Raw genomic sequence first — 24,853 nt, forward strand, 5'->3', positions numbered from 1 at the left:
GCGGGCGGGCGGTATGCACAGCATCGCGTAGCGAACCCGTGGCGGGTGGTGGCCGGGCGGTGAGTGGGCCTACGCTTGGCCGGTGACCCAGAACGTCCCCGAGATTCCACCGCGCTTCACCGATCCGCGGCCGGTACTCGCGATCGGAAGCGCGCTGTGGTTGGTCGCGACCGTGGTGGTCTGGGCCGGGGGCGAGCGGTGGGAGTCGGCGCGGCCGGTGTGCCTGATGGGGCTGGCGGTGGGGCTGCTCGGCACCACGATCTTCCTGATCCAGCGCAGGGGCGCCCGCCGGGGCGACAAGGGCGCGCAGACCGGCCTCTAACCCACGGCGAACTCGTTGCTCACACCGGTGAACGGATGCAGCGCGCCGTCACCGCCCAGACTGTCCGCGTAGTGCACGAAGCGGTGGGTGCCCGTCGCATCGGCCGGAATGTCCCAGGTGAAGCGGGCCACCGATGCGGCGGCGTCGTGCTTGCTCCAGTGGTAGCGCACCGCCCATTCGCCTTCGTTGGCCACCCGCTCCCAGCCGCCGGAATCGTTGCGGCGCTGGACTTCCAGGAAGGTGCCGCCACGGCGCGGGTTGTGTTTCGGGTGCGCGGAGACGAATTCGACCGCGGCCCGCGTGCCGGGCCGGTAGCCCGCGGCGGGTTGCACCAGGACCTCACCGAAGGCACGGCCCGCCGGGGTGGCGTCCGGGCCGGGCGCGGGTACGAAATTCGGTTGCAGAGCCGAGACGTCGCGCGGCGCGGGACCGCGCGCGATCTGCTGCCGGGCCGCGAAAGCCGTTGCCAGACGGGTGAATTCTTGAACGTACGCCGGAAGGGTGTAGCGGCCGAAGAGGGTCGAACCGCCCTCGTACTGCTGGGCGTCGTATTCCTCAGGGGTGGTGACGTATTCGTGGTAGCTGTTCGCGTATCCCTGGAGCAGCACCTGCTCCAGGCCGACACCGAGCACCTCCGCCACCGCCCGGCGGATCCGCAGCCCCGACACGATGGTGAACTCGCCACCCGCGGCCGCCAGATACAGCTCGCCGATTCGCATGATCTGAATCGGCACCACGCTGGGCACCCAGCCCACCGGGGGCAGCAGACCCAGCGGGGCCACGATCGCCTTGGGCGCCTGGGCGTCGGCCAGCCAGGCGGGCGCGGGCCGGCGCGGGTCACCCAGGGCGTCCACGAGCGGATTGCGCACGCCCTCCGGGATCGGAACACCGGGTAGACCCGGTCCGTCCTCGACGCTGCCCGCGATCAGCGCGACACCGGCCGCGGCCGGTGCGGTACGCCCGGGCTGCCCACTGTCGGTGTAGCGGCCGTCGACCGCGATATCGGCCAGATCGATGTAGCAGAGCATGGCGCCGACCGTGCCGTCGATCGAGCGTGCCTGCGCCAGTGCGGCTTTCGAGGCGGCATACTGGCGTTCGCCGATGATCCGGGTGTTCTCGAACTCGTCCTCGGTGGGGCCCGAGGTGGGACGCAGATTCAGGTTCGGCGACATGTCACCGGCATTGGTCTGCGCGAACGCGGATACGAAATCCGGTGCACCGTCCAGGTATCGGACACCGTGCTCGGTGTACTCGTGTGTGAACGCGGCGAACCCCTTGTTGTCACCGCTGATCAGCCGGTTCTTGTTGCTCATCGAGGTGTTGTGGGTGGCGAACCAGGTGATCGCGCCGACCGGCTTGCCGCCCTTGCTGATCGAGAGCGCGGTCACCGCCGGATCGATCGCGGCGGGCGGGAAGTGTTCCCGATCCGCGGCGGGGTTGCGGTCGAACGCGATTCGGGACCGGTTGACGCTCGCGTCGTGCAACTCGCTGCGCCCGAGGGACAGTGTGGCCGGGCTCAGATCGGCGTGCGCGGCGGCGATCGCCTCCACGATTCCGGTCACCTCGGCGTCGTAAACCTGTTGCTGGAAACCGAGAATCGCGAGGTTGTAGGCGTAGTCGTGGCTGGAGCCACCGCAGGTGGCGTGCGAGTGCGTGGAGGTGAGCAGCACGTTCTGCTCGGTGTAGAGATCGCCGAAACGTCGTGCGAGTTCCAGCATTACGCCGCGATGCACGGAACCGAAGATCATGCCGTTGTCGGCCACGACGAAGGCGACGCGCTGGGCACCATCGGCGATGACGAAGGCGCGGACCCGGGGCCGCAGGTGGATGCCCGCGGTGGTCTGCTCCAGCTGGGAGTAGCCCATCATGCCGCATTCGGCAGCGGGACCGGTGATGTCGGAGATGCCGAGACCTACCAGCAGGCCGCCCGAGGCAGCCGCGGTGGCCGCGCGTACGCCGGGAACGGCGCCGGTGGCCAGCGTTGCCGACCCCAGCACGGATCCGGCCAGAACGGTCCTGCGTGACAACGGCATACGGGCACTCCTTAAGTCTTCCGATGCACTGAACCACACAACTGGACAATCGTCCAGTGCAAGTTTTTCGGTCCAGCGAATTGACTGCACGCGCCACGGACGCTTAACTCCCTGTGGTGTCCTCCCGATTGAGCGTCGAAGAACGACGGGCCCACCTGATCGAGGCGGCCATTGGGCTAGCCGAGAAAAAAGGTGTCGCCGGTGTGACCACACGCGATGTGGCACAGGCGGCAGGGGTCTCGCTCGGAGTGGTGCATTACTGTTTCGAAAATAAGGACGCGCTGATGACCGAGCTGGTCAAAGCGTTGTCGATGGAATTACGCGATTCCGTGGACGCCAATGAAACAGTATGGCAGGACGTCGGAAGTGGAAAAGAAGCGCTTCAAAAATTGGTGCGCTCCGCACTCGAACTTCTGTGGCTCAATATCGAAGCCACACCCGAACGCCAACTGCTCACCTACGAAACCACCACCTATGCTCTGCGCGAAGGCGAGCAAACGCCCGCGAAACTCGCCATCGCGCGCGAACAATATGCGTTCAACGACGCCACCGTCGCCGATATCCTCGACCACGCCCGCGACGCCACCGGCACCCGGTGGTCCGTACCCGTCGGCTCGCTGAGCCGGTTCGTACTCCAGGTCATCGACGGCGTGGTGCTGCGCTGGCTGGTCGACAACGACAGCGAAGCCGTCCGCGGTCAGCTCGATCTGCTCAGCGACATGGTCGCCGGTTACGCGGAATCGGCCTGACGCTGCGGAACCCGGACGTGAGTGGCGGATTCGGTACGCCACCAGGGCACCTCGACGGTGCCCTGGGCGGCGCCACCGAGCTGTACCCGCAGGTCGTCGTGCAGGACCAGATCGCCGTCCCGCCACGGCAGCATGTCGCCGAGGACCGCCCTCAGTGACTCGTCACGACGGCCCGCGCCGAGCACGGTAGCGGAAACGACCTCCGAGGCCAGCGGCAGATCCAGCAGCGCCGCAAGAGCCTTCGCGTGCTCGGCGGCGCCGTACACCAGGCGTTGCGGCGGCAGCGCCAGCGCGAACCACGGTTGATCGAGGATCAGCGCGTCCGCCGGATCGACCACCGCGCCGGACAGGGCGCGTACCCGGTCCGGTAGCGCGAGGTCGGCGAGATCGAGCCGGTCCGCCGCGACAGCCGCGGCCAGCGCCCGGTGCGCGTGCGAAATCGACTCGGACGTCGGCATTTTCGACGGATCGGCCAGAGCTTCGAGCAGCGCGGAGGCCAGTTCCGGGGTCATCGCCGTCGAGTCGGCGAACACGGCGCGCAGCGCGTCGAGATCGGCGCGAGCGAAGCCGTCGAAACCGAAAGCGTCCAGCAGACCGGCGAATTCGGTGTCGGCGGGATGACGCAGCAGCCCCAGCGGAACACCGTCGATCCGGGCGTGGCGGCGCAGCCACCAGGCCGTGTAACCATCCCGGTCGGCCAGCAGCCGCCGGGTTCGCGGCTCGGACACCAACTGGTGCAACGCGTCCGGCCAGGCGATCTCGTCGATCAGATCGAGATCACGGACCGCGGCCAGCTCCGGCGGGTCCTCCGCCAGGCCCGCCCACCAGCGCTCCTCGTCGTCGAGCTGGTGGTCCGGACCGGTCGGATCCGATTCGGTGACAATGCCGAAATCCCAGCCGACGCCGATCGCGCGCAACGCCTCCGCGCCGTAGGCCTGCACCAGCGCCGGATCCAGCGTGCCGAGCGGCGCATCCTCGACCAGCAGCGGATACAGCGGGGCGTCGGGCAGCAGCAGTTCATCGGCGGGGCGCGAATCGCCTGCGGTATCCGGTAATTCGAGAATGCTCAGCCAGGGCGGCAGCAGGGCCGGGTTCGCGGTGGCGGCCAGGCGCAGCACCGCGTCGAGGGTGTCCTCGTCATCCGGCCGATCCGTCAACTCCGCTTGCAGCCCAGGATCATTCAGCAGATCCTCCGTCGTCGCCGACCGCGCCCCCAACCGCGCCAGCAGCGGATGCGCCGCCTCCGGATGCACCAGCCGCGCCCAATGCACCGGAATCGGCACCGTCAACTGGTCATCCAGCAGCACCGTGCGCGGCCCGGTCACCAGCCGGCCGTCCGCCAACGGCACCGCCAGCGCCCCCAGCTCCTCCGCCGCAAGCGGATCCGCCGTGCACGGCTCCAACGCCTCGTACAGCCGCCGCCACCACCCCGGCTCCCGCTCCAAACCGCCCGACAGCTCGGCCAACCGCGCCAACCCCAGCCGATGCACATCCAGCACGGCCAGCGCTTCGACCTGCCCGGGACCGGACAACTCCGGAACCACCAGCGGCCCGGCCACATCCGCCAGCAGCTCAGCCAATTCCGCTGTCAGACCGGCGAATACGCTCGCCCGCGTGGGCACAGACTGCTCTCCGGACCAGCCGGCTTCGTCCGGCGGCGCGGAATCGGAGCCGATATCGGCGGAGCCCCGATCCGCCGACGCGAGGCGGTCCTGTGGCAAGCCGCCTTCATCCGGCAGCGCGGAATCGGGGGCGGCGCTCGCCGACAACTGGTCGGCCAGGTCATCCGGGGCCGTGCCGCTGAGCACGGGGAGCCAGGCGGTGGTGCGCAGCTCCCGGGTCACGGCTTCGCGCAGCAGGGCGTCGGCTTCGCTGCGCGCGAAAGCCGGCGCCGGGACGAGCACCAGGCGGTCGCGAGGCGGCAGGGCGCGCGCGAAATCACCGTAGCCACTGACCAATTCGGCGATTCGTGCGCCGGGCAGCAGGCGGCGGCGGTCCGGTTGCATCGGGACGTCGGCGATCAGGAGGGCGGGCAGGGACAGTTCCTCATCGGAACGGGTGGGTGCCCGCAAGACATCGTCTCCGGCAGGGACGGGCCGCCCGGCCCGCACCGGCAGCAGCCAGCGCGCCCGCTCGGTTCGATACTGCCACCAGACCCGAGACTCGCCCGCCCCGTCGACACGCAGCTCCTGCAACCCGCCACCGAGCTCCCGTACCGCACTGCCGAATTCGTCCCCGGCAATCCGAATACTCCGCAGGGCGGGCAACTCCACGAGCAACTCCGCGGCCTCAGCACGCATCACCGCCAACAGCTCATCAGCGTCCGCGTCATCCCGCAGCCGCAACACGACCTCGGTATCCGCACCCGCACACGGCGCACCCGAACTCGGCCACACCAGCCGCAACACCGGCGGGTCGAAACCGCCCCGCGGCGAGTCCGCTTGCCGCTCGACACCGCTGCGCACAGGCGAATCGTCGGCAGCGGTGTCGGCCGAAACCGCGAACCCTGCGTTGCCGGGGACCGCGGTCGCGCCCCCCGGAGGCGACAGGCGCGGATCTTGTTGTGGCTCAACGGTAGTGTGAGGTGGCGATACGGGTCCTGCACCGGGGATGTGGATATTGTTGTCGTGCAGGGCGTTCAGGGTGCGCTGGCGGGAGAAGTGCAGGGAGCCGGTGGTCGAGCGGATCTCTATGTCGTCGCTGACCGACAGAACGGCGGTGAAACCGACGCCGAAGCGGCCGACGGCGCCGGGGTCGGCTTTGCCGGAGGCGCGCAGGGCGGTCAGGGCGTGGACGCCCGAGAGATCCAGGGGCGCACCGGTATTGGCGATCGACAGGACGCGCCCGTCGAGGCGTACGGTCAGGCGGCCCGGTACACCGGCCTTATTCGCCGCGTCCGCCGCGTTCTGTGCCAGCTCGGTGAGCACCCTGTCGCGGTAGCCCGCACTGACGAGATCCGCCTCGGTGGCGGCGTCCTCCCGCAGTCTGGTCGGCGAATCCCGCCATGCGGCCAGCACTCCGGCGCGCAGCCCCGCACTGTCGAACGGGTCCCCGCCGTTCAGCTCCGCGATGACCCGGACTCCTCGACCACAACCTCACCCTGACCATCGGCCACGAACGTCACCGCATCGTCGGCCTCGGGTTCGGCAGCACCCTCCGGCACTGCCAACTCCCCCTTGGGCCGCACACTCACCACCCCACCGGCATCCGCCGGACCGACACCGTTCTCGCTACCACCTTCAGCGGCACCGGACTCCGTGCCATGCCCAGCCGATTCGGCACGGTGCTCGGTTGCCTCCGTGGATGTCGAGATCATCGACGCATCCGCCTCGGATTCGCCCGCGGAGTCAGCAGCGCTCGTATCCGGAAGGGGCGCAGCCACAGCCGTGTCGGCCGTATCCGTCTGCGACTGGCGCGGTTCGGGCGTGGTTTCGGACGACGGCTCGGAAGCGACGGCCTCGATGCCCGGAGCTGTGTGCTCGGTAGCGGTGGTAGCGATGGCCTCGACATGGGGTTCCGGGGCCGTAGACGAATCGGTAGCGCCGGAAGCTGCCGTCGGCGCGGCGAGGGTTGTGTCACCGGCCTCAGACGAGAGGCTGGCTTCAGGAGCCGCGGTCTCCGACTCCGGCGCTGTCTCAGGTTCCGGTTTGCGGAGTTCTTCGGGCGGGATGACGTCGAAGGCGGCGTCGTCGTAGGCCTCGTAGAGGGGGGAGCCCTGGCCGGTGGGGGGTTCTACGTCGGAGTGGGCGCCGCAACCGTATTCGGTGTGGACGACGCGGCCGTCGGCGCCCATGGTGTTGGCGCAGACGCCGAAGGCGGCACGCATGGCGCCGGCCAGCGGCAGGTAGAAACCGCAGAGGCCGCAGGTGGCGGGGGCGGCCTTGGCCATGTCGGTGTCGGGGCCGAATTCGGCGTACCAGCGGTCGGCGGCTTCGGCGCGGCCCTCCAGGCTGAGCACCTTGCTGCGGCCGAGACCGACCTCGAAGGCGACCTCGTCGACCACCGGATCACCGGTCGCCACATAGCCGGGGACCAAGCGCGGATCGTTCGGGGGCGGGGCGAGCAGATCACCGGGCGCCAGATCGCCGGGGCGGACCCGCTGCTCCCACGGCACGAACTCGGGCGCGACCAGGGCGTCGGGGCCCGGTAGCAGCGCCGACTCGCTGACAGTCGCGTATTCGGCGCCGGGCGGCGCGGCCACTACGACCGCCCACTGCCAGCCGCGATAGCCGGGCAGCGTGGCTTCGAAGCGGTGTGTCGCCGCGCTCTCGTCCTCGAACGACACACCGAGATGGCCGCCGACCGCGGAGGGCTCCAGCTCCAGGAGCGCACGCCGAGCCACGTCCACGGCGTCAGCCAACACACGCTCTACACCGGGGTCCGAAACAGAAACTGCGCTCACGGCCTACATTTTGCCGTATGGAACGCAATCCGCGTTCGTTGGCCGCCGCTGTTCTGCTCTGCCTGCTCACGACGAGCGGGTGTGCGCGCGCCGACGACGCCCCACCGGCCCTTCGCGTCGAGGTGATCGGCACCCGTCCGCACGACTCGCGTGCCTTCACCCAGGGGCTCGAGGTGCATGAGGGAGTGTTGTACGAGAGCACGGGCCGGGAGGGCGCGTCGTGGGTGCGCGCCACCGCTCTCGACAGCGGCACGGAATTGGCCCGGGCCGACGCGCCGAGCGAGGTCTTCGGCGAGGGCATCACCCGCGCCGGCGACACCCTGTGGCAGTTGACCTGGCGCGACGGCGTCGCCTACGCCCGAGACCCGGACACGCTGGCCGCTCGCGGACAGACCCGCTACGACGGCGAGGGCTGGGGTCTGTGCCTGCGCGGCGACCGCCTGGTGATGAGCGACGGCACCGGCACACTGACCTTCCGCGACCCGGCCACCTTCGCGATCACCGGCACCGTCACCCTGGACGGCTATCCCGGCGCCAAGCCGAACGAGCTCGACTGCGCACCGGACGGCACGGTCTACGCCAACCACTTTCCGACCGACAAGATCCTGCGGATCGATCCGGACTCCGGGCGTGTCCTCGCTGTCATCGACGCCTCGGGCCTGCTCACCCCGGCCGAACGCGTGGACACCGATGTACTCAACGGCATCGCTCACCTGCCCGGCACCGATCATTTCCTGATCACCGGCAAGTACTGGCCGACAATCTTCGAGGTCCGTTTCGTCCCGGCGTGACGACCGGCGACAGACGCCCGGGCACCGATCAGTCAGAATTGAGCGGTGACGACTCCTCGTGATCCCACCGGTCCTGACCGTGGTTCCTGGGATGGCGCGGAGGAACCTCCGGTGCATCGACATCCCGGGTTCGACCGCTATCCGCCGCCTACCCGCCGCACCCCGCTGCCTCCGCTGGGCCCCGAGCACGGCGCGCGGCCGACCGGTCGGCGGCCGCCGCGCAAGGTGTTCCCGAACCGTCCGGAGCCGAGGCCGGACCCTCCGACCCAGCCTTACGATCAGGGGCCGCGGAAGGATCCGCCGCCCCAGCCCTACGGCCAACCGCCCAGAAGCGACCCGCCGACCCAGCCGTACAGCCAGCGGCCCGGAAAGGACCCCTCGACCCGGCCGTACGGTCAGCCGGATCCGGAGTCCTACGACCAAGCGCCACAGCCCGATCCGGACCAGCAGCGCGTCCCGCGCAAATTGACCGTCACCCGGGTCGCCGTGATGCGCGGCCGGGAACTGACCGGCAAGGGCATCGCGACGTTCCAGCGAGCCGCGAAAGCCGACGGCGCCGACAAGTCCGGGCTCACCGCGCTCACCTACGCGACCATGACCAACTTCGCCCTGGACGCCGCCATAGCGGTGGCGCTGGCGAACACCCTGTTCTTCGCCAGCGCGACAGCCGAGAGCAAGTCGAAGGTCGCGCTGTATCTGCTGATCACGATCGCCCCGTTCGCGGTGATCGCCCCGCTGATCGGCCCGCTGCTCGATCGTTTGCAGCGCGGCCGCCGCCTCGCGCTGGCGACATCGTTCGCGGTGCGCGCCGTGGTCGCGGTGCTGCTGATCTTCCAGTTCGACAATGTCGCGCTGTATCCACTCGCACTGTGCATGATGATCGGCAGTAAGTCGTTCTCGGTGCTCAAGAGCGCGGTGACGCCACGCGTGCTGCCGCCGGAGATCGATCTGGTCCGCACGAATTCCCGATTGACGGTGTTCGGTCTGGTGGGCGGCACGATCGGTGCGGGCGCGATCGCAGCCCTGGCCGCGGTCATCGCGGGGTCGGACGGCGCGCTCGTGCTGGCCGTACTGATCGCGCTGGCCGGAACGTATCTGAGCCTGCGGATTCCGAGCTGGGTGGAGGTCACCGAGGGTGAGGTGCCGACCACGCTCGGCTATCACGGTGAGCAGGAACGCACCGAGGTCATCCAGCAGATTCCGGATGTACCCGCGCGGCGGCGGCGCCAGCCGCTCGGCCGTTCGGTGGTCACCGGGCTGTGGGGCAACAGCACGATCCGGGTGTTGACCGGTTTCCTTACTTTCTATGTCGCCTTCGTCGCGAAGGCGACCGAGCATCGCCCGGTGCAGCAGGCGACCATGCTCGGCATCGTCGGCGCCGCCGCCGCGATCGGCAATTTCACCGGCAATGCCACCGGCGCCCGGCTCAAACTGGGCCGCCCGTCGCTGATCGTGGTGGGCTGCACGGCCGCCTGCGCCGCGGTGGCGGTGGTGGCGATCATCACCGACAACCTGCTGGGCGCGGCGATCGCGACGCTGGTCGCCTCGGGGGCGAGCGCGCTGGCGAAGGTGTCATTGGACGCCGCGATCCAGGATGATCTGCCGCCCGAGTCGATCGCCTCGGGTTTCGGCCGGTCCGAGACGGTGTTGCAGCTGTCCTGGGTGATCGGCGGCGCGGCCGGTGTGCTGCTGCCGACGGAGTGGTGGAAGGGATTCGCGGTGGTGTCGGCGATACTCGGACTCGGCCTGACCCAGACCTATCTCAGTTACCGCGGCCACACGCTGTTGCCGTTCATGAGCGGTAACCGTCCGCAGCATGTCGAGCAGAAGGTGCCCGGCACAACCACATTCATCCCCCGAGCGACTGGAGAACCCCTCAGTGAGTGAGCGACGCATGCTCAGCGGACGTACGATCATCGCCCTGCTCGCGGCGGTCACACTGGTTGTCGGCGTGGCCTTCGTGGGTGTGTTGTATGTCGCGATCCGCGATGCGCCGAAGCAGGCGCCGAAGCTCACCGCGTACGCGCACGGCAAGACCGTGGATGTCGTCCCGTTCGCGTACTGCGCGGTGTCCATGCGCGATTGCCAGGTGCTGCCGCAGCAGCCGGAGGACGTGGTGGCCACGGTGTTCGAGGGCCTGCCCTGTGCGGCGGCGGGCTGTGAGAAGGGCCGCACCGCCGAGCTCGAGGTGCCGCCGGGCTATCCGCTGCAGCTGTCGCTGCCCGACGCGGTCGCGGATGCGCCGTGGGTCGCGCAACTGGTGTACGCGACCGAGGACGGTCAGCCGGTCGGAAAGGTGGTGAGCCACAACAACTATCCGGCTGGTGCGCGCGCCATCACGATCGATTCGCGGCCGCTGCCGGAACTGCGCCTGATCGGCGTCGAACTGCAACTGCCGATTCTGGCCAAGAACCAGGCCGGCCGTGAGTTCTACGTGCCGCACGCCGCCTGGTCGATCAACACCGTGTAGGCGAAGCCGATACGAAGTCGAGTACGGCCGCATGCCACCGCTGCGGCTGCTCACCCATGACCATGTGCCCGCCCGGCAGTTCGATATACCGCGCGCCGGGTATGAACCCGGCGAGCAATGCGATGCGAGCGAAGGATTCCCGGTCCCCCGCGGCCAGTGATCGCTGCCACAGTTCGAGATTGGCGCGGGTCCGATTGTCCGCCCGCGCGAATCCTGCGGTCTGCACCAGGCGGCGCACTCGCCCGGGATGCCGGAAGGTCACATGCTGATCGGCGAGCTGTCCCGGTCGACCGGTGTGACGACCCGCCTGCTGCGCTACTACGAGGAGCAGGAACTGCTGGTGCCGCAGCGGGATTCGAACGGCTATCGACGCTACGACGACCAGGCGCCCGAGCGGGTACGCCGGATCAGGACGCTACTGGATACCGGCCTGCCGACACGGTCGATCCGGGAGCTGCTGCCTTGCGCCACGGACGCGGGTATCCAGTCCTGTGACCGGACCCGCTCCGTTCTCGACGCGAATCTGACCCGGCTGGACCGCCAGATCTCGGAGTTGACCCGGCGGCGGGCCGCGTTGATCGAGTTGCCGCTGGCCTAGTGGTCGAGTTCGCGGGCGACGGCCCGGACGACCTCCGAGATGCGCTGGGCCATCTTGCGATCCGGGTACTTGCCCTTGCGCAGGTCCGGCTGCACCTTCGTTTCCAGCAGCGTGATCATGTCCTCGACCATGCCGTGCAGTTCGTCGGGGGTGCGGCGCGGGGTGGCCGGGTCCTTGCGGGGGGCGCGCTCGCGTTCCTGCCCCCGGACCGACGGGGGTGCTTCCAGCAGCTTCAGGCTCAGGGCCTGCGGTCCCCGGCGGCCGGCGGCCATACCGAATTCGACCCGCTGGCCCGGCTTCAGGGATTCGATGCCCTGCGGCAATGCCGACGACCGGACATAGACGTCCTCACCCTCGTCCTGGGAAAGGAAGCCGAAGCCCTTTTCGACGTCGTACCACTTCACCCTGCCGGTCGGCACTGCGCTCACCCGTTCATCATCGACACTCGGAACCCCAACGGCCCGAGCAAATTTTCTGCTTGCGAAAAGAACGCGCCCCACAAGCCTGTAGGACGCGATTGTCACAGAGTCTACCCCGGTGGGTATGCCCCTGGCACACCAGTTTTACGGTCGACTTGTGACAAACCCTTCCGCTCCGCAGCCCGGACGCCCCCGGCGCTTCGGGTTTCTCCAGATCGCGCTCGGGCTGTTCGCGCTCGGGTTGCTGGCGATCATCGGCATTTTCCTGACGCCGATCCTCACGGACGGCTCCGCGGGGCTGTGGCTGTATCTGGCCGCGATGCTCGCACCGCTCGGATTCATTCTCGGCGTGGGCTACGCGCTCTGGTCGGGCCGTCGGGCCCGGTGAGTTACCCGGGACCTCCGTTACCGAACCTCAGATGTGATCCTGATCACATAACGGAGCGGTCACGGGGCGGCATCGGATCGTTACGGGACGATTCGGACGGCTTCTAGCTGCGCAGAAGCACTTTCACCCACGCACACCCCGACTCGAGACCAGCACATACACGCCGGTTATCAAATAGTGATTTTTCGCGGCGATCGTCGTACCGTCTATTTCAGCCGGGGCACCCCGGCACCACCGGCCCGCCGCACCGAGCCTCACCCCGCGGGTACCGGACCCCGACTGGAACAGGGGTGAGGGCGGTACGGACGACCTCTCAGTCCGTTTCCGAGCGCTGGATCTGACAAGACGCCTCGCAGGTGCGGACGAGAGGAAGACACCGGATATGAGTGGACGCCATCGCAAGCCGACCTCCACCGGCCGCACCGTAGCCAAGGTCGCCGTCACCGGCGCCATCTTCGGCACCGCGGGCGTGGCCCTGGCCGGAAACGCCAGCGCGGCACCCGACTCCGACTGGGATCGCCTCGCACAGTGTGAAGCCGGCGGCAACTGGGGCATCAACACCGGCAACGGATTCCACGGCGGTCTCCAGTTCTCCCCCAGCACCTGGAACGCGCACGGCGGTCAGGAATACGCGCCCACCGCCTACCAGGCGAGCCGCGAAGAGCAGATCGCCGTCGCCGAGAAGGTGCTCGCCTCGCAGGGTTGGGGCGCTTGGCCCTCCTGCTCCTCATCCCTCGGTCTGCGCAGCGCCCCGACGCAGCGCGATGTCCCCGCCGAGCCCTCGCTGCCGCAGTGGAACCCCGCCCAGGTACAGGCTCCGAGCGACCAGGAGATCTACCAGGCCGTCGACCGCGCGGTCGCGCTGGTGCAGCAGCAGGGCGTGCAGATCCCGCAGCCCGCACTCGACTTCTTCAACGCCGCCAAGGGCAATGGAGCCAAGCTCGATCCCGCGATCGTGAACTTCTACGAGGCGAACAAGGGACTGCTCCCCTCCTGACCCGAGGTTCGTCATACAACAAGGCCCCCGCATCAGAGCCGATGCGGGGGCCTTGTTCGTGCGTGAGGCTTTCCAGCCCGGAAATTCACCGATTGATCACCGTGTGCGGGTGCATGTACGGCAGCTGCTCGGCCGGGACCGGAAACTCGGTGTCCTCGCCGAACGGCGAAAGTCCACCGGAGCGGGTCGACGAGAGTTCGGTGACGGCGTGGTCACCCTCGGCCAGCTTGGGCCAGCCATTGTCGACATACGGTTTCTTCGATTTGTTCACCACCGCCACATGCTAGCGAAAGACCCCACCATGTGCGGCTCGGGGATCGCAGCTAATGTCGGTAACGACTGATCTCGCACGAACGGGAGGCGGAACAGCTGAGCGTTAGTTCTCTGGCGGAGTGGCTCGGTGCCCGGACCGATGCCCAACTCGTAGCGCTGCTGGAGCTGCGGCCCGATCTCGCGGTGCCGCTGCCGTCCTCCATGCAGGTGCTCGGTGCCCGCGCCGAACAGCGGGCCTCGGTGCTGCGCGCCACCGACGACCTGAACACGCTCGAATTCGCCATTGTGGAAATGCTTGCCGTGCACAAAGCCTCGAATGCCGAGGGGCTGGGCCGCAAGGCGCTCCAGGCGCAGCTGAAGGGCCGGGTGACCAAGGCCGCCCTGGACGCCGCGCTGGAACGGCTGATGGCGCGCGCACTGGTCTGGTCCGACGGCGACGAACTGCGGCTGGTCGCCGCGGCCACCGAGGCGCTGCCCTGGCCGATCGGCTCCACCACCGAGATCCCCGACGCGCTGACCGAACCCGAGGTCGTCGCCGCCCTCCAGGACGTTTCACCGCCTGGCCGCGCCCTGCTGGACAAACTCGCCACCACCAACCCGCTGGGCCGCACCAAGGACGCCGCACCCGGCACCCCTGCGGATCGCCCGGTACAGCAGTTGCTGAACGCCCGGCTGCTGCATTGGATCGACGCGGAGACCGTGGAGCTGCCGGTCACCGTCGGACAGGTGCTGCGGCGCGAACCTGTCACCCATCCCCATGCGCTCACACCTCCGAAACCAGAGCTCAGGAAGCAGACTTCGGCGGAGGTGAACGCGGTGGCCGCGGGCGAAGTCGGTGAGCTGCTGCGGCATTGCGCGGATGTGCTCGAGGCCCTGGGCCAGACGCCCGCTCCCGCCTTGCGGGCCGGTGGCCTGGGTGTGCGGGAGTTGCGGCGGATCGCCAAGCAGACCGGGGTCGACGAGACCCGCGCGGGACTGCTTGTCGAGTTGCTGGCGGCGGCGAAGCTGGTCGGCAAGGGGTTGCCCGAACCCGAACCGGGCTACGACAACGCCGAGGACTACTGGGCGCCCACGCCCGCCGCCGATGGCTGGCTCGACGCACCGGCCGCGCGCCGCTGGACCGCGCTGGCGCTGGCCTGGCTGGACCTGGACCGAATGCCGTGGATGATCGGCATGCGCGATGCCAACGACAAACCGCTGGCCGCACTGTCTTTCGAGCTGCGCATGCCGAACGCACCGCGCGACCGCCGGACCATACTGGCGCTGCTGACCGAGTATCCGTCCGGCACCGCACTCGATCCCGCCGATATCGGCCGTCTGCTGGCCTGGCGACAACCGCGCTGGCGCAGGCACTTTCGGCTGGAGGCGGTGGAGCAGACGCTGCGGGAGGCGGCCGAGCTGGGTTTCATCGGCCGTGGCGCGCTTGGTTCAGCGGCCCGGGCGCTGCTGCACGGCACGGCGACCAGCGCGGCCGACGCCGAAGCCGAGATGGAGGCGGCGCTGCCGGAGCCGCTGGATTACGTACTGGTGCAGGCGGATCTGACGGTGGTCGCGCCGGGCCCGCTGACGCCCGAGCTACAGCAGCGGGTCGTGCTGGTCGCCGATGTCGAATCGGCCGGTGCGGCAACGGTGTACCGGATCGGTGAGACCTCGGTGCGGCGCGCACTGGACGCCGGGCTCACCGCCGCCGAACTGCACGCCCTGTTCACCACGCACTCGCGGACACCCGTCCCGCAGGCGCTGTCCTATCTGATCGACGATGTCGCGCGCCGGCACGGCCAGTTGCGGGCCGGGATGGCCCAGTCGTTCGTCCGCAGTGACGATCCGGCGCTGCTGGCGCAGGTGCTGGCCGCGCCGGTGGCGGGCACGCTGGCGTTGCGGGCGATCGCGCCGACCGTGGCCATCGCGCAGGCTCCGCTCGGCGAACTGCTCGAACAGCTGCGGGCGGCCGGTTTCGCCCCCGCGGGCGAGGATTCCTCGGGCGCGATCGTGGATCTGCGGCCGCGAGGCGCTCGAATCACGGTGCGCCCCAACGCCCGTACGCCCTATCGACCCACGCCACCGAGCAGCGAGCAATTGCAGTTGCTGGTTACCGAGCTGCGTGCCGGGGACCGGGCGGCCAGCGCCAAATCCGGGCAGGCGGTGCGCGCCGACGGCACCCGCACCAATACCGCCGCGACCCTGGCGTTGCTCCAGTTGGCGGCGCGGGTACGGCGGCCGGTGAATATCGGCTACGTGGACGCGCAGGGCGTCGCCTCACAGCGGGTGGTGGAACCGGTGCAGGTCGGCAACGGTCAACTCGACGCGCTCGACCCGGTGACCGGCGCGATCCGGCATTTCACGCTGCACCGGATCGCGTCGGTCGCCCTGCTGGATCCCTAGGGCTTACCGAGGCAGAACAGCGTCTTCGGCTCGTTCAGGATGTCGAACGCGTTGGTTCCCTCGGGGCATTCCATCTCATCGATGGTGCCCTCCACCCGCTCGAGCACCTTGATGGTGGCGTCGGGGCCGCATTCGGCCCACTTGTACGGCGAGTTGCCGGCGTCGTTGTAGCAGGAGTCCTGCTTCAGATTCAGCGTCAGGCACATGAAGGTGGTACCGCTCGGCCGCTGTTCGGTGTAGGTGTCGTAGTCGTCGCTCGGGCAGGCGGTTTCTTTGTCGAAAGTCTGGAAGACCTGGTAAACGGCCTTGGGCGACGCGCAGTCGATGGTTTCGCCCTGGGTGTCGGTCGGCGAGTTGTTGGTGATGTTGATGCAGTCACCGACCTTGGTCTTGGCGACTTCGGTCTTGCTTGCCTCGTCGACCGCGGAACATCCGGCCACCGCGACCGCGATCGCGGCCACCGCCAGGAGGGCGCCTGGGAACTTCACGGGTTAAACCTTCTCTCAACCGAGCATGTTCACGTGATCGTGAACGCGGTGAGAATACCCTCGCGCGGGCGGTGGCCGCACCTGCTCGAAAGCTGGTCAGAGCGCGCCGAGCCCCCACAGCGCCATCATCGAGTAACCCAGCAGCCGGGAGGGGAGACCGATCAGCAGTTGAAGTCCAAAATTGTTCATTAGCAGTGCCTTCCACAATTCGTCCAACTCGTGGACAATCGTCCAATTCAGGGAGTCTGTCGTCGTCGGACGGCGAGTCGTTACGCTTGCCCAGTATGACGGTCGACGACGTTGCCCGTGAGCTGTACGGGCTGGAACCCGCGGACTTCGTGGCGGCGCGCACGGCCCGGGCCCGGGCCGCCAAGGACGCCGGGAACAAAACCCTGGCCACGGCCATCGGCAAGCTCCGTAAACCGACCGTCACCGCATGGACGGTGAACCTGCTGGCCCGCTCGGCGCCCGAGGAGGTGGCGGCGCTGCTGCGCCTGGGCGCGGCCCTGCGGTCGGCTCAGCGCAAGCTGTCCGGCGACCAGCTGCGGGAACTCACCGCGCAACGGCAGCAGGCGGTCAACGCGCTGGCCAAGCGGGCCGGAGCGCTGGCCGCCGAACACGGCCACCCGGTCGGTGAAACGGTCCTACGCGAGGTCGGCCAGACCTTGACCGCGGCCCTCGCCGACGACGCCGTGGCCGCGCGGGTACACACCGGGACACTGGCCACCGCCGCCACCTACGAGGGCTTCGGTCCGACCGGCCCCGAGCTGGTCGCCCTCGGCGACGTCCCCGAATCGGCACGCACCACCGCCGCGGCGGCCCGCCATGAACTCGACGACGCCCTTGAAGAACTCGAATCTGCCCGGGCCGCTGAGGATTACGCCCAACAGGAGGCCGACGTGGCGGCCCGGCAACTGGCCGACGCCGAGGCGCGGATCACCCGGCTGCGCACGGAACTCGAGCACGCCGAGCAGGCGAAGCAGTTCGCCAAAACCACCGAACGCACCGCGCGCGACCAACTCCGGACCGCCGAACGCCACCTCGAGCGGGCGCGACGCCGAGTCGAGCGGGCCCGCGCCGACTAGACGCGCAGCACCCCCGGATACAGGAATTCGTCCGGTGGGGGCGCCTCGGTCGACAGCCAGGCATGGAAGAAACCGGTCAGATCGGCCGTCGTCTTCGACTGGATGAACGCGCGGAACTCCGGCATCGAAGCATTACCGTAGGCGTGCGCGCGCAGGAATTCCTTGACGGCGCCGAAGAATACGTCGTCGCCGATCTGTTTGCGCAAGGCGTGCAGGAACAGTGGGCCCCGGTAGTAGACGGAACTGAATTCCCGGCCCGCGCCGGGATCTTCGAGCGGGATCCGCCAGAATTTCGGCCTCCCCAGCGTTTCGGCGAGCCGTTCGCGATACTTCGCATCCACATCCTCGCCGTCCTTCTGCTCCGGCCACAGATATTCGGCGGTGTAGCTGGCGAAGCACTCGTTCAGGCAGATATCGGACCACTGCCGCACCGACACCGCGTCACCCCACCACTGGTGCGCGATCTCGTGCACCACGGTCTCCAGATCGGTCCAGGGTGCGTAGATCGGGCGGGTCTGGGTCTCGAGCGAGATCTCGATATCGGCGTCCACATAGATGCCTCCGGCGACGTCGAATGGATAGGGGCCGTACAGGTTCTCGGCGAAATCGAGAATCTCGGGCAGGCGCTGCTCGGTCTCCCGGTTGTGCTCGGCCGCCGGGGCGAACGCGCTCAACAGCGGCGTGCCGTCGGCGCGCCGCTGCTCCAGGAAGGTGAACCGGTCGATGGCGACGGTGGTCAGATAGCCGAGCACGGGATACTTCGACTCCCAGTCGACGACGCGTTTGTCGCCGCGCACCTCGTTGCGGACGCGCCGGCCGTTGGACATCACCTCCCAGTCGGCGGGCACGGTGGCGTGCAGCGCGAAGGTGGCCTTGTCCAAGGGCGTGTCGTTGAGCGGGTACCAGGTGGTCGCCGAATGGGGTTCCCCCGCGGCGAACGCGCCGCCGCTGGGCGTGATGGTCCAGCCCGCGCCGACGGCGTCCACGGCGGTGCCCGCGTAGTCGACGATCGCGACGAACGGCAGGCCCGGCAGCAGCGGCAGCAGCGGTGTGATGGTCAGTTCGTGTTCGTCCGAGCGTTCCCAGGCGGCGGGCAGACCGTTCACGGTCACCATCCGCACCTCGGGACCGGCGAAATCGAGATTGAAGGTACGCAGGGCCTGGGTGGCGCGGGCCTGTACGCGGGTCTGCCCGATCAGGTGGCGGCTCGGCGGGTCGTAATCGATGCCGACGTCGTAGTGGCCGACGTCGTAGCCGCCGTTGCCGTCCATCGGATAGTAGGGGTCGCCGAGGCCCGGAGCGCCCACGAGCGGATCCGCCTGCGCCGGATCCGCCAGCGCCGGGGCCGCCGCCACCAGCAATCCGACCGCGATCGCACAACACAGGGCGGACACCCTCATTCGACCAACCGCCTCTCTCGATCACCTCGGGTTCGGGATCGTGCCGGCGAGCAGGGCACCGCGGAATGGTAACCGGTTATTTCGCCGCGCCGCTGAGCGCCACCGACGCGCCGAGTCCGACGATCATCGCGCCGCCGGTCGCGCCGACGGCTTCCAATCGGCGCGGCGAACGGGCGAACCAGTTGCGCGCGGCCGCGGCGCCCAGCGCCCAGGCGCTGTCGGACACCAACGCGATGGCCAGGAAGACCCCGCCCAGGATCAACAGTTGCAGCACGTACGCCCCGGCGGCCGGATCGATGAAGTGCGGCAGCACCGCGGAGAAGAAGATGATCGCCTTCGGATTGGTCAGGCCGACGATCAGTCCCTGCCGGATCACGCGGGTGTCCTGCCGCGCGGGCTCGCTCATCGCCGCGCGCAGCGACTTGCGATCGCGAATCGCCTGGATTCCCAGATAGATCAGATACAGCGCACCGACGAACTTCACGAGGGTCAGCGCCAGCGCCGATGCGGTCAGCAGGGCGCCGAGCCCGACCGCGACCAGCAGCAGGGATACGAACACCCCGGCCGCGTGCCCGAGCACCGACAGCAACGCCGCCCGGCGACCGAGTGCCAGCGCGCGCCCGATCGCGAACAGCACGCCGGGGCCCGGCACGACAATGATGACAAGAGCGGCGACCGAGAAGGCCAGCAGATTCGCGACCGGGACCATTGTCCGAGTCTAGGCCTCAGGCGCCCAGGTCGTCGGGCAACTGCTGCGGATCCAGCAGCAACCGCTTGGCGGAGGTGCGCCGCACCTTCGCGGCCAGGCCGAGATTATTTGTCAGCAAACGCCATTCGGATTCACTGATGGCGGCGCGGGCGCGGTCGATGACCGTCCCGTCGGAGGTGCCCCAGGCGATCGGCATCGGATTCACCGCCTGCCACCGCTGCCCCACCTGCCGGGGCGCGCGCTCGCTGCGCACCGCCACCGACGGCACCCGCTCACCGGCGCGTTTCACATGCCCGGGCAGCTCGCGCACCTTCCGAATGACCAGCGCGTAGCGCGGATCGGCGGCCGACGGTGTCGCGACATCGACCAGGGCCAGCAGCACCACGCCGCCGGGATGGGTCTCCGAGACCACCGCGGGCACGAGATCGCCGGTGGCGTAGAGCTTGTCGATGCTGAAGCGGCGCGGCGCCCACAGGGTGACGAAGAGTGCGACCACCGCGCCGAGCACGAACGCGACCGCCAGCAGATAGGACCAGGCGTGATTCAGCCAGATCAGATACGCCGCGATCAGTCCGGCGACGACAGCCCCCGAGATCGCGAGCACCCGCAGGCGGCGCACATCGGCGAGGACTTCGTTCACCGCATGCGCGTGCCGGTGGTCGACCGGAAATTCGAAGCGTCGCACGTTTTCTTCCTAGCACAGCCGAAGGAGGGAATTCCTCCGCTTATCCGATGGCCGGCCCCAGCAAGTCGTCGGCATCCGTAATGCGATACGCATACCCCTGTTCGGCGAGAAAGCGCTGCCGGTGCGCGGCATATTCGGCATCCAGCGTGTCACGTGCGACGACCGAATAGAAGTGGGCTTGGCCACCATCGTGCTTGGGCCGCAACAACCGACCGAGCCGTTGTGCTTCTTCCTGACGGGAACCGAAGGTGCCCGAAACCTGCACCGCCACAGAGGCTTCCGGCAGGTCGATGGAGAAGTTGGCGACCTTGCTCACGACCAGCACCGGGATCTCCCCGCGCCGGAAAGCATCGAAAAGCGCTTCGCGCTCTTTGGTTTTCGTCGAACCTTGAATCACCGGGGCGTTCAATGCCGCGCCCAATTCGTCCAGTTGATCCAGATACGCGCCGATGACGAGCGTCGGTGCGTCCGGATGCCTGGCCAGAATCGATTGCACCACCGGAATCTTCGTACGTGCCGTAGAACACAATTTGTAGCGTTCCTCGGGTTCGGCTGTCGCATAGGCCATTCGCTCGGCATCGGTGAGCGTGACGCGCACCTCCACGCAATCGGCCGGGGCGATCCAGCCCTGCGCTTCGATGTCCTTCCAGGGTGCGTCATAGCGTTTCGGCCCGATCAGGGAGAACACATCGCCCTCGCGACCGTCCTCGCGCACCAGCGTCGCGGTGAGGCCGAGGCGACGGCGAGATTGCAGGTCGGCCGTCATCCGGAAGACCGGTGCGGGCAGCAGATGTACCTCGTCGTAGACGACCAGACCCCAGTCCCGGCTGTCGAACAGCTCGAGATGCTTGTACTCCCCTTTGGTCCGCCGCGTGATCACCTGGTAGGTGGCGATGGTGACCGGCCGGATCTCCTTGCGCTCGCCGGAGTATTCGCCGATCTCGTCCTCGGTCAGCGAGGTGCGGGCCAGCAGCTCACGCCGCCACTGCCGCCCGGCGACGGTATTGGTGACCAGGATGAGCGTGGTCGCCTTGGCTCGGGCCATCGCGGCCGCGCCGACCATCGTCTTCCCGGCGCCACACGGCAGCACCACCACACCGGAGCCGCCCGCCCAGAACGAATCCGCGGCCAGCTTCTGATAATCGCGTAACTCCCAGTGCCCGCCCTCGTAGTCGAGCTCGATCGCGTGCGCCTCCCCATCAACGTAACCCGCGAGATCCTCGGCGGGCCAGCCGATCTTGAGCAGCATCTGCTTGATCCGGCCGCGCTCGGACGGGTGTACCACCACGGTGTCGTCGTCGATGCGGGCGCCCAGCATGGGCGCGATCTTCTTGTGCCGCAGCACTTCCTCGAGCACCGCCCGATCCAGGCTGTTGAGCACCAGGCCGTGGGCGGGATGCTTCATCAGCTGCAGGCGGCCGTACCTGGCCATGGTGTCGACCACGTCGACCAGCAGCGGCTGCGGCACCGCGTACCGAGAGAAATTCACCAGCGCGTCCACGACCTGTTCGGCATCGTGACCGGCGGCCCGGGCATTCCACAGGGCCAGTGGCGTGACGCGATAGGTGTGCACGTGCTCGGGCGCGCGCTCGAGCTCCGCGAACGGCGCGATGGCCTGGCGCGCGACGTCGGCCAGCTCATGGTCGACCTCGAGCAGCAGCGTCTTGTCACTTTGCACGATCAACGGACCGTCGGTCACAGATCTCTCCCTCGTCGGCGGTAGCTGGACCATTCCCCGGGTCCGATCGCTTGCACGCGGTCGGCCTCATTCTCCCCGACCCCACCGACAAGCCGCGGACACGGACCGAACCCGCTACTTCAGCGTCCGGACCACTGCTTTTGTTCCCGCCGCCCGCCGCCCCGGCCGAACCGGGCGGCGTGGCGGCGACGAACTCTCAGCTGTCGCGACGCTGCTGGACGGCGTCGGCGAGCCGGTCCAGCTGGGCGGCGGTGGTGTCCCAGTCGATGCAGGCATCGGTGATGGACTGGCCGTAGGTCAGGTCCTCGGAACGACCGAGGGTCAGGTCCTGACGGCCCGCGATCAGGAAGCTCTCCAGCATCACACCGACCACATTCGCCTCACCCGCGGCCAGCCGCGCGGCGATATCGGTGACCACGTCGACCTGACGGTTGTGGTCCTTGTTGCTGTTGCCGTGGCTGGCGTCCACCACCAGGCGCTGGGCCAGACCCGCCTTCTCCAAGCGCAGGCAGGCCTCGGCGCACGAGGCGGCGTCGTAGTTGGTTCCATTGCTGCCGCCACGCAGGATGACGTGACAGTCGGGGTTGCCGCTGGTGCGGATGAGGGCGGAGCGACCGTCGAGATCGGTGCCCGGGAAGACGTGGCTGGCCGCCGCGGCCCGCACGCCGTCGACCGCGACCTGTACGTCGCCGTCGGTGCCGTTCTTGATGCCGACCGGCATGGACAGCGCGCTGCTCAGCTGCCGGTGCACCTGGCTGGCGGCGGTGCGCGCGCCGATCGCGCCGTAGGAGACCAGATCCGCGATGTACTGCGGGGTGATCGGGTCCAGGAACTCACACGCCACCGGCAGGCCCAGGCCGGTGATGTCGACCAGTAGCTTGCGCCCGATACCGAGCCCGGTGTTCACGTCGAACGAGCCGTCCAGGTGCGGATCGTTGATCAGGCCCTTCCAGCCCAGTGTGGTGCGTGGCTTCTCGAAGTAGACCCGCATCACGATGTGCAGCCGGTCCTGCAACTCCGCGGCCTTGGCCGCCAGCAGGCGCGCGTATTCGATCGCGGCCGCGGGGTCGTGCACCGAGCACGGGCCGACGATCACCATCAGGCGGTCGTCGTCGCCGTTGAGTACATCGACGGTGGTCTTGCGGCCCGCGCGCACGGTGTCGGCGAGCGCGTCGGTGATCTGGTGCACGCGGCGCACCTCGGCCGGTGAGCGCAACGGGCTCACGGACAGGGTGCGCTGGTCGTCCAGATCGGAATGCCGCGCGTCGACATCAACTGCGGTGGTCATAGTGTGGGTTCCTTTTCGTCAGGCCGACCCACGGAATTCGAAACCCGTCGAGCCGGTCGTCATCCGGCTCGGGGTGGAAGTTGGTCAGCGCAGGCAGGTGCCGCAGACCGGCCCACCCAGGGCCGGCTTGCTAAACCAGAAATATGCGCGCTGCACGTCGCTGACTGTAGCAGGGGCGAACCAGGCACCGCCGACGAGGCGTTGAACGTCACATCCGGTGGCTCGAGATTATCGAGCCACCGGCGATTCGTGTGACCTATCTCAGGCGGCGAACTGGCCGGGCTGGTAGCTGCCGGCCGGGACCCGGGCGATGACGTTCATCCGGTTGTAGGCGTTGATCAGCGCGATGAGCGAGATCAGCGCGGCGATCTGGTCCGCGTCGTAGTGCTTGACGACCTCGGCCCAGGTCTGGTCGGAGACGCCGTGGTGCGCGTCGGCCAGCCGGGTGCCCTCCTCGGTCAGCGCCAGCGCCGCGCGTTCGGCCTCGGTGAAGACCGTCGCCTCGCGCCACGCGGCCACCAGGTTCAGGCGGACCTGATCCTCGCCGAGGTGCACGGCGTCCTTGTAGTGCATATCGGTGCAGAATCCACAGCCGTTGATCTGGCTGGCGCGCAGCTTCACCATTTCCTGGGTGAATGTGGGCAGGGTGGAATTGTCGACCAGCTGGCCGGCGTTGCCGATGCGCTTGACGAACTTCGCGCCGTTCTCGTTGCCGTGGTAGTTGAACCGAGCGTCCATGGTGCCGACCTTCTTTCGTGCTGTATCCGTTGGCTTCACAGAGACGACGACGCGGCGGCCCGGAGTGTGACATTCAGATCCATCGAGTGTCATTCCCGCTGGTCAAGGCCGAAAAGAGTAGCGTTCGGCAGATGGACACCCTCATTTTCGGTGGGTTGCTGTTCACTCTTTACGCGATCTACGCCCAGCGATCGCGGCGGGTGGTGCTCGTCGCCTGGTGGATCGTCCTGATCGCCGGTCTGGTGCTGCTGCGCCACCACATCACCAGCGGGCTCGGCCTCGGGCTGACCTGGTGACCGAGACGACCACGCCCCGCGCGGGCGTCGCCGGGCACTTGCAGTACTGGCTCGCCTGCGTTTTCGTGGTGGGCTGGACCGGTGTCATCTGCGGCGGTCTCGCGGTGCAGTTCGGCACCTGGGACTATCCGTGCCCGCTGTGCATGCTGCAACGGATGTTCATGGCGCTGGCGGCGCTCGGCGCGGCGGTGATCGTCCGCCGGGGCATGCTCGGTGTGATCACCGCCCGTGATTACATGTCCGGCTGGGGGCTGGCGCTGATCGCCTGTATCGCAGGCGGTTTCACCTCGTGGCGGCAGACCATGCTGCATATCAACGACTGGCAGAAGCCGGACGGTCCGGTGGGCTACGGCGGCGCGGTGCTCGGCCTGCACCTGTATGTGTGGGCGTGGATCCTGTTCGTGGCGGCGGTCTTCGCGATCGGACTGGTGCTGAGTTTCGGGCACGGCACCGCCGCGTCCGGGTTCGCCGCGACCGGCGGGCATCGCGCCGTCGGCATGATCGCGCTGTGGTTCCTCGGCGCGGTGCTGGTGGTCAACCTGGTGTCGGTGTTCTGCCTGGCGGGCCTGCACTGGTTCCTGCCCGACGACCCGGACCGCTACCAGCTCTTCTACGACCTGGGAATCCTGAAGTAGGGCAGC

General features: G+C 68.4%; 25 protein-coding genes. 12 read left to right on the forward strand and 13 right to left on the reverse strand.

All coding sequences use genetic code 11. The annotated features are described in order from the left end of the window. Positions 1–82 precede the first annotated feature (82 nt). Entirely contained in the window at positions 83–322 is a 240-nt protein-coding gene (locus tag ACFVMC_RS02945) for a DUF2530 domain-containing protein (protein WP_379206314.1), read from the forward strand. Here ACFVMC_RS02945 and ACFVMC_RS02950 read toward each other — a convergent pair. Then, the gene (locus ACFVMC_RS02950; RefSeq protein ID WP_379206315.1) at positions 319–2,355 is read right to left on the reverse strand and encodes a neutral/alkaline ceramidase; all 2,037 of its coding nucleotides are present in this window, start codon (positions 2,353–2,355) and stop codon (positions 319–321) included. The genes ACFVMC_RS02945 and ACFVMC_RS02950 overlap by 4 nt on opposite strands. A gap of 128 nt (positions 2,356–2,483) precedes the next feature. Here ACFVMC_RS02950 and ACFVMC_RS02955 point away from each other — a divergent pair, with 128 nt between their 5' ends. Then, positions 2,484–3,104 (forward strand): TetR/AcrR family transcriptional regulator, encoded by a 621-nt coding sequence (locus tag ACFVMC_RS02955; protein WP_379206317.1) that lies wholly within the window; start codon positions 2,484–2,486, stop codon positions 3,102–3,104. Here ACFVMC_RS02955 and ACFVMC_RS02960 read toward each other — a convergent pair. Next, positions 3,086–6,121 (reverse strand): sacsin N-terminal ATP-binding-like domain-containing protein, encoded by a 3,036-nt coding sequence (locus tag ACFVMC_RS02960; RefSeq protein ID WP_379206319.1) that lies wholly within the window; start codon positions 6,119–6,121, stop codon positions 3,086–3,088. The genes ACFVMC_RS02955 and ACFVMC_RS02960 overlap by 19 nt on opposite strands. A 41-nt stretch (positions 6,122–6,162) precedes the next feature. Further along, positions 6,163–7,452, reverse strand: a complete 1,290-nt coding sequence (locus tag ACFVMC_RS02965) for a DUF3027 domain-containing protein (RefSeq protein ID WP_379206321.1) — start codon at positions 7,450–7,452, stop codon at positions 6,163–6,165. 71 nt (positions 7,453–7,523) lie between these two features. Between ACFVMC_RS02965 and ACFVMC_RS02970 the strand changes: the two genes are divergently transcribed. The 3 genes from ACFVMC_RS02970 to ACFVMC_RS02980 are packed head-to-tail and all read left to right on the forward strand — an operon-like array spanning position 7,524 to position 10,767. Continuing rightward, positions 7,524–8,297 (forward strand): glutaminyl-peptide cyclotransferase, encoded by a 774-nt coding sequence (locus ACFVMC_RS02970; protein ID WP_379206322.1) that lies wholly within the window; start codon positions 7,524–7,526, stop codon positions 8,295–8,297. Positions 8,298–8,342: 45 nt separating this feature from the next. Then, positions 8,343–10,184 carry an MFS transporter gene (locus ACFVMC_RS02975; RefSeq protein ID WP_379206324.1) on the forward strand — a complete coding sequence of 614 codons (1,842 nt, stop codon included), beginning with the start codon at positions 8,343–8,345 and terminating at the stop codon, positions 10,182–10,184. 7 nt (positions 10,185–10,191) lie between these two features. Continuing rightward, on the forward strand, positions 10,192–10,767 hold the full coding sequence (locus tag ACFVMC_RS02980) for a DUF2771 domain-containing protein (protein WP_379206326.1): 576 nt from the start codon (positions 10,192–10,194) through the stop codon (positions 10,765–10,767). Here ACFVMC_RS02980 and ACFVMC_RS02985 read toward each other — a convergent pair. Continuing rightward, positions 10,754–11,029 carry an alpha/beta fold hydrolase gene (locus ACFVMC_RS02985; RefSeq protein ID WP_379206328.1) on the reverse strand — a complete coding sequence of 92 codons (276 nt, stop codon included), beginning with the start codon at positions 11,027–11,029 and terminating at the stop codon, positions 10,754–10,756. The two genes, ACFVMC_RS02980 and ACFVMC_RS02985, sit on opposite strands and share 14 nt — an antisense overlap. Here ACFVMC_RS02985 and ACFVMC_RS02990 point away from each other — a divergent pair, their 5' ends adjacent. Beyond that, the gene (locus ACFVMC_RS02990; protein ID WP_379206330.1) at positions 11,030–11,365 is read left to right on the forward strand and encodes a MerR family transcriptional regulator; all 336 of its coding nucleotides are present in this window, start codon (positions 11,030–11,032) and stop codon (positions 11,363–11,365) included. Here ACFVMC_RS02990 and ACFVMC_RS02995 read toward each other — a convergent pair. Further along, a complete protein-coding gene (locus ACFVMC_RS02995; protein ID WP_379207782.1) occupies positions 11,362–11,784 on the reverse strand; it encodes a cold-shock protein in 423 nt (140 codons plus the stop codon). The two genes, ACFVMC_RS02990 and ACFVMC_RS02995, sit on opposite strands and share 4 nt — an antisense overlap. A gap of 157 nt (positions 11,785–11,941) precedes the next feature. Here ACFVMC_RS02995 and ACFVMC_RS03000 point away from each other — a divergent pair, with 157 nt between their 5' ends. Next, positions 11,942–12,172, forward strand: coding sequence for a hypothetical protein (locus tag ACFVMC_RS03000; protein WP_379206332.1), 231 nt, complete (start codon positions 11,942–11,944; stop codon positions 12,170–12,172). 382 nt (positions 12,173–12,554) lie between these two features. Further along, the gene (locus tag ACFVMC_RS03005; RefSeq protein ID WP_379206333.1) at positions 12,555–13,169 is read left to right on the forward strand and encodes a resuscitation-promoting factor Rpf1 domain-containing protein; all 615 of its coding nucleotides are present in this window, start codon (positions 12,555–12,557) and stop codon (positions 13,167–13,169) included. A gap of 85 nt (positions 13,170–13,254) precedes the next feature. Here ACFVMC_RS03005 and ACFVMC_RS03010 read toward each other — a convergent pair whose 3' ends face one another. After that, the gene (locus ACFVMC_RS03010; protein WP_209884268.1) at positions 13,255–13,443 is read right to left on the reverse strand and encodes a hypothetical protein; all 189 of its coding nucleotides are present in this window, start codon (positions 13,441–13,443) and stop codon (positions 13,255–13,257) included. Between the two features lie 182 nt (positions 13,444–13,625). On the opposite strand from ACFVMC_RS03010, the gene ACFVMC_RS03015 reads away from it, so the two are divergent. Further along, on the forward strand, positions 13,626–15,824 hold the full coding sequence (locus tag ACFVMC_RS03015) for a helicase-associated domain-containing protein (RefSeq protein WP_379206335.1): 2,199 nt from the start codon (positions 13,626–13,628) through the stop codon (positions 15,822–15,824). Here ACFVMC_RS03015 and ACFVMC_RS03020 read toward each other — a convergent pair. Next, positions 15,821–16,312: a hypothetical protein gene (locus ACFVMC_RS03020; RefSeq protein WP_379206337.1), complete on the reverse strand. Its 492-nt coding sequence runs from the start codon at positions 16,310–16,312 to the stop codon at positions 15,821–15,823. The two genes, ACFVMC_RS03015 and ACFVMC_RS03020, sit on opposite strands and share 4 nt — an antisense overlap. A 284-nt stretch (positions 16,313–16,596) precedes the next feature. On the opposite strand from ACFVMC_RS03020, the gene ACFVMC_RS03025 reads away from it, so the two are divergent. Continuing rightward, entirely contained in the window at positions 16,597–17,397 is an 801-nt protein-coding gene (locus tag ACFVMC_RS03025) for a hypothetical protein (protein ID WP_379206339.1), read from the forward strand. On the opposite strand, the gene ACFVMC_RS03030 is transcribed toward ACFVMC_RS03025, so the two are convergent. The 6 genes from ACFVMC_RS03030 to ACFVMC_RS03055 form a co-directional block, all read right to left on the reverse strand. Then, positions 17,394–18,797, reverse strand: a complete 1,404-nt coding sequence (locus ACFVMC_RS03030; protein WP_379206340.1) for a M1 family metallopeptidase — start codon at positions 18,795–18,797, stop codon at positions 17,394–17,396. The two genes, ACFVMC_RS03025 and ACFVMC_RS03030, sit on opposite strands and share 4 nt — an antisense overlap. Positions 18,798–18,873: 76 nt before the next feature. Further along, complete coding sequence (locus ACFVMC_RS03035; RefSeq protein ID WP_379206342.1) at positions 18,874–19,506, reverse strand: LysE family translocator; 633 nt, start codon at positions 19,504–19,506, stop codon at positions 18,874–18,876. Positions 19,507–19,522: 16 nt separating this feature from the next. After that, complete coding sequence (locus tag ACFVMC_RS03040; protein ID WP_379206343.1) at positions 19,523–20,191, reverse strand: DUF3239 domain-containing protein; 669 nt, start codon at positions 20,189–20,191, stop codon at positions 19,523–19,525. Between the two features lie 40 nt (positions 20,192–20,231). Then, positions 20,232–21,890, reverse strand: coding sequence for a DNA repair helicase XPB (locus ACFVMC_RS03045; protein WP_379206345.1), 1,659 nt, complete (start codon positions 21,888–21,890; stop codon positions 20,232–20,234). A gap of 196 nt (positions 21,891–22,086) precedes the next feature. Then, a complete protein-coding gene (locus ACFVMC_RS03050; RefSeq protein ID WP_379206347.1) occupies positions 22,087–23,178 on the reverse strand; it encodes a 3-deoxy-7-phosphoheptulonate synthase in 1,092 nt (363 codons plus the stop codon). A 261-nt stretch (positions 23,179–23,439) separates the two neighbouring features. Further along, a complete protein-coding gene (locus ACFVMC_RS03055; protein WP_379206349.1) occupies positions 23,440–23,916 on the reverse strand; it encodes a carboxymuconolactone decarboxylase family protein in 477 nt (158 codons plus the stop codon). A gap of 131 nt (positions 23,917–24,047) precedes the next feature. Between ACFVMC_RS03055 and ACFVMC_RS03060 the strand changes: the two genes are divergently transcribed. After that, positions 24,048–24,212, forward strand: coding sequence for a DUF5993 family protein (locus tag ACFVMC_RS03060; RefSeq protein ID WP_379206351.1), 165 nt, complete (start codon positions 24,048–24,050; stop codon positions 24,210–24,212). Beyond that, positions 24,209–24,847, forward strand: coding sequence for a disulfide bond formation protein B (locus tag ACFVMC_RS03065; protein WP_379206353.1), 639 nt, complete (start codon positions 24,209–24,211; stop codon positions 24,845–24,847). Before ACFVMC_RS03060 ends, ACFVMC_RS03065 begins: the two co-directional genes overlap by 4 nt. Positions 24,848–24,853 lie beyond the last annotated feature (6 nt).

It is taken from the genome of Nocardia sp. NPDC127579 (assembly GCF_042672005.1).
In the GTDB taxonomy this organism is placed as follows: domain Bacteria; phylum Actinomycetota; class Actinomycetes; order Mycobacteriales; family Mycobacteriaceae; genus Nocardia.

What these genes read in the sequence shown, in the direction of transcription:
- ACFVMC_RS02950 (WP_379206315.1), bottom strand. Translation starts at nt 2,355, where the DNA reads ATGCCGTTGTCACGCAGGACCGTTCTGGCCGGATCCGTGCTGGGGTCG.
- ACFVMC_RS03060 (WP_379206351.1), top strand. Translation starts at nt 24,048, where the DNA reads ATGGACACCCTCATTTTCGGTGGGTTGCTGTTCACTCTTTACGCGATC.
- ACFVMC_RS02970 (WP_379206322.1), top strand. Translation starts at nt 7,524, where the DNA reads ATGGAACGCAATCCGCGTTCGTTGGCCGCCGCTGTTCTGCTCTGCCTG.
- ACFVMC_RS02980 (WP_379206326.1), top strand. Translation starts at nt 10,192, where the DNA reads ATGCTCAGCGGACGTACGATCATCGCCCTGCTCGCGGCGGTCACACTG.
- ACFVMC_RS03055 (WP_379206349.1), bottom strand. Translation starts at nt 23,916, where the DNA reads ATGGACGCTCGGTTCAACTACCACGGCAACGAGAACGGCGCGAAGTTC.
- ACFVMC_RS03030 (WP_379206340.1), bottom strand. Translation starts at nt 18,797, where the DNA reads ATGAGGGTGTCCGCCCTGTGTTGTGCGATCGCGGTCGGATTGCTGGTG.
- ACFVMC_RS03050 (WP_379206347.1), bottom strand. Translation starts at nt 23,178, where the DNA reads ATGACCACCGCAGTTGATGTCGACGCGCGGCATTCCGATCTGGACGAC.
- ACFVMC_RS03005 (WP_379206333.1), top strand. Translation starts at nt 12,555, where the DNA reads ATGAGTGGACGCCATCGCAAGCCGACCTCCACCGGCCGCACCGTAGCC.
- ACFVMC_RS03035 (WP_379206342.1), bottom strand. Translation starts at nt 19,506, where the DNA reads ATGGTCCCGGTCGCGAATCTGCTGGCCTTCTCGGTCGCCGCTCTTGTC.
- ACFVMC_RS03025 (WP_379206339.1), top strand. Translation starts at nt 16,597, where the DNA reads ATGACGGTCGACGACGTTGCCCGTGAGCTGTACGGGCTGGAACCCGCG.
- ACFVMC_RS02990 (WP_379206330.1), top strand. Translation starts at nt 11,030, where the DNA reads ATGCTGATCGGCGAGCTGTCCCGGTCGACCGGTGTGACGACCCGCCTG.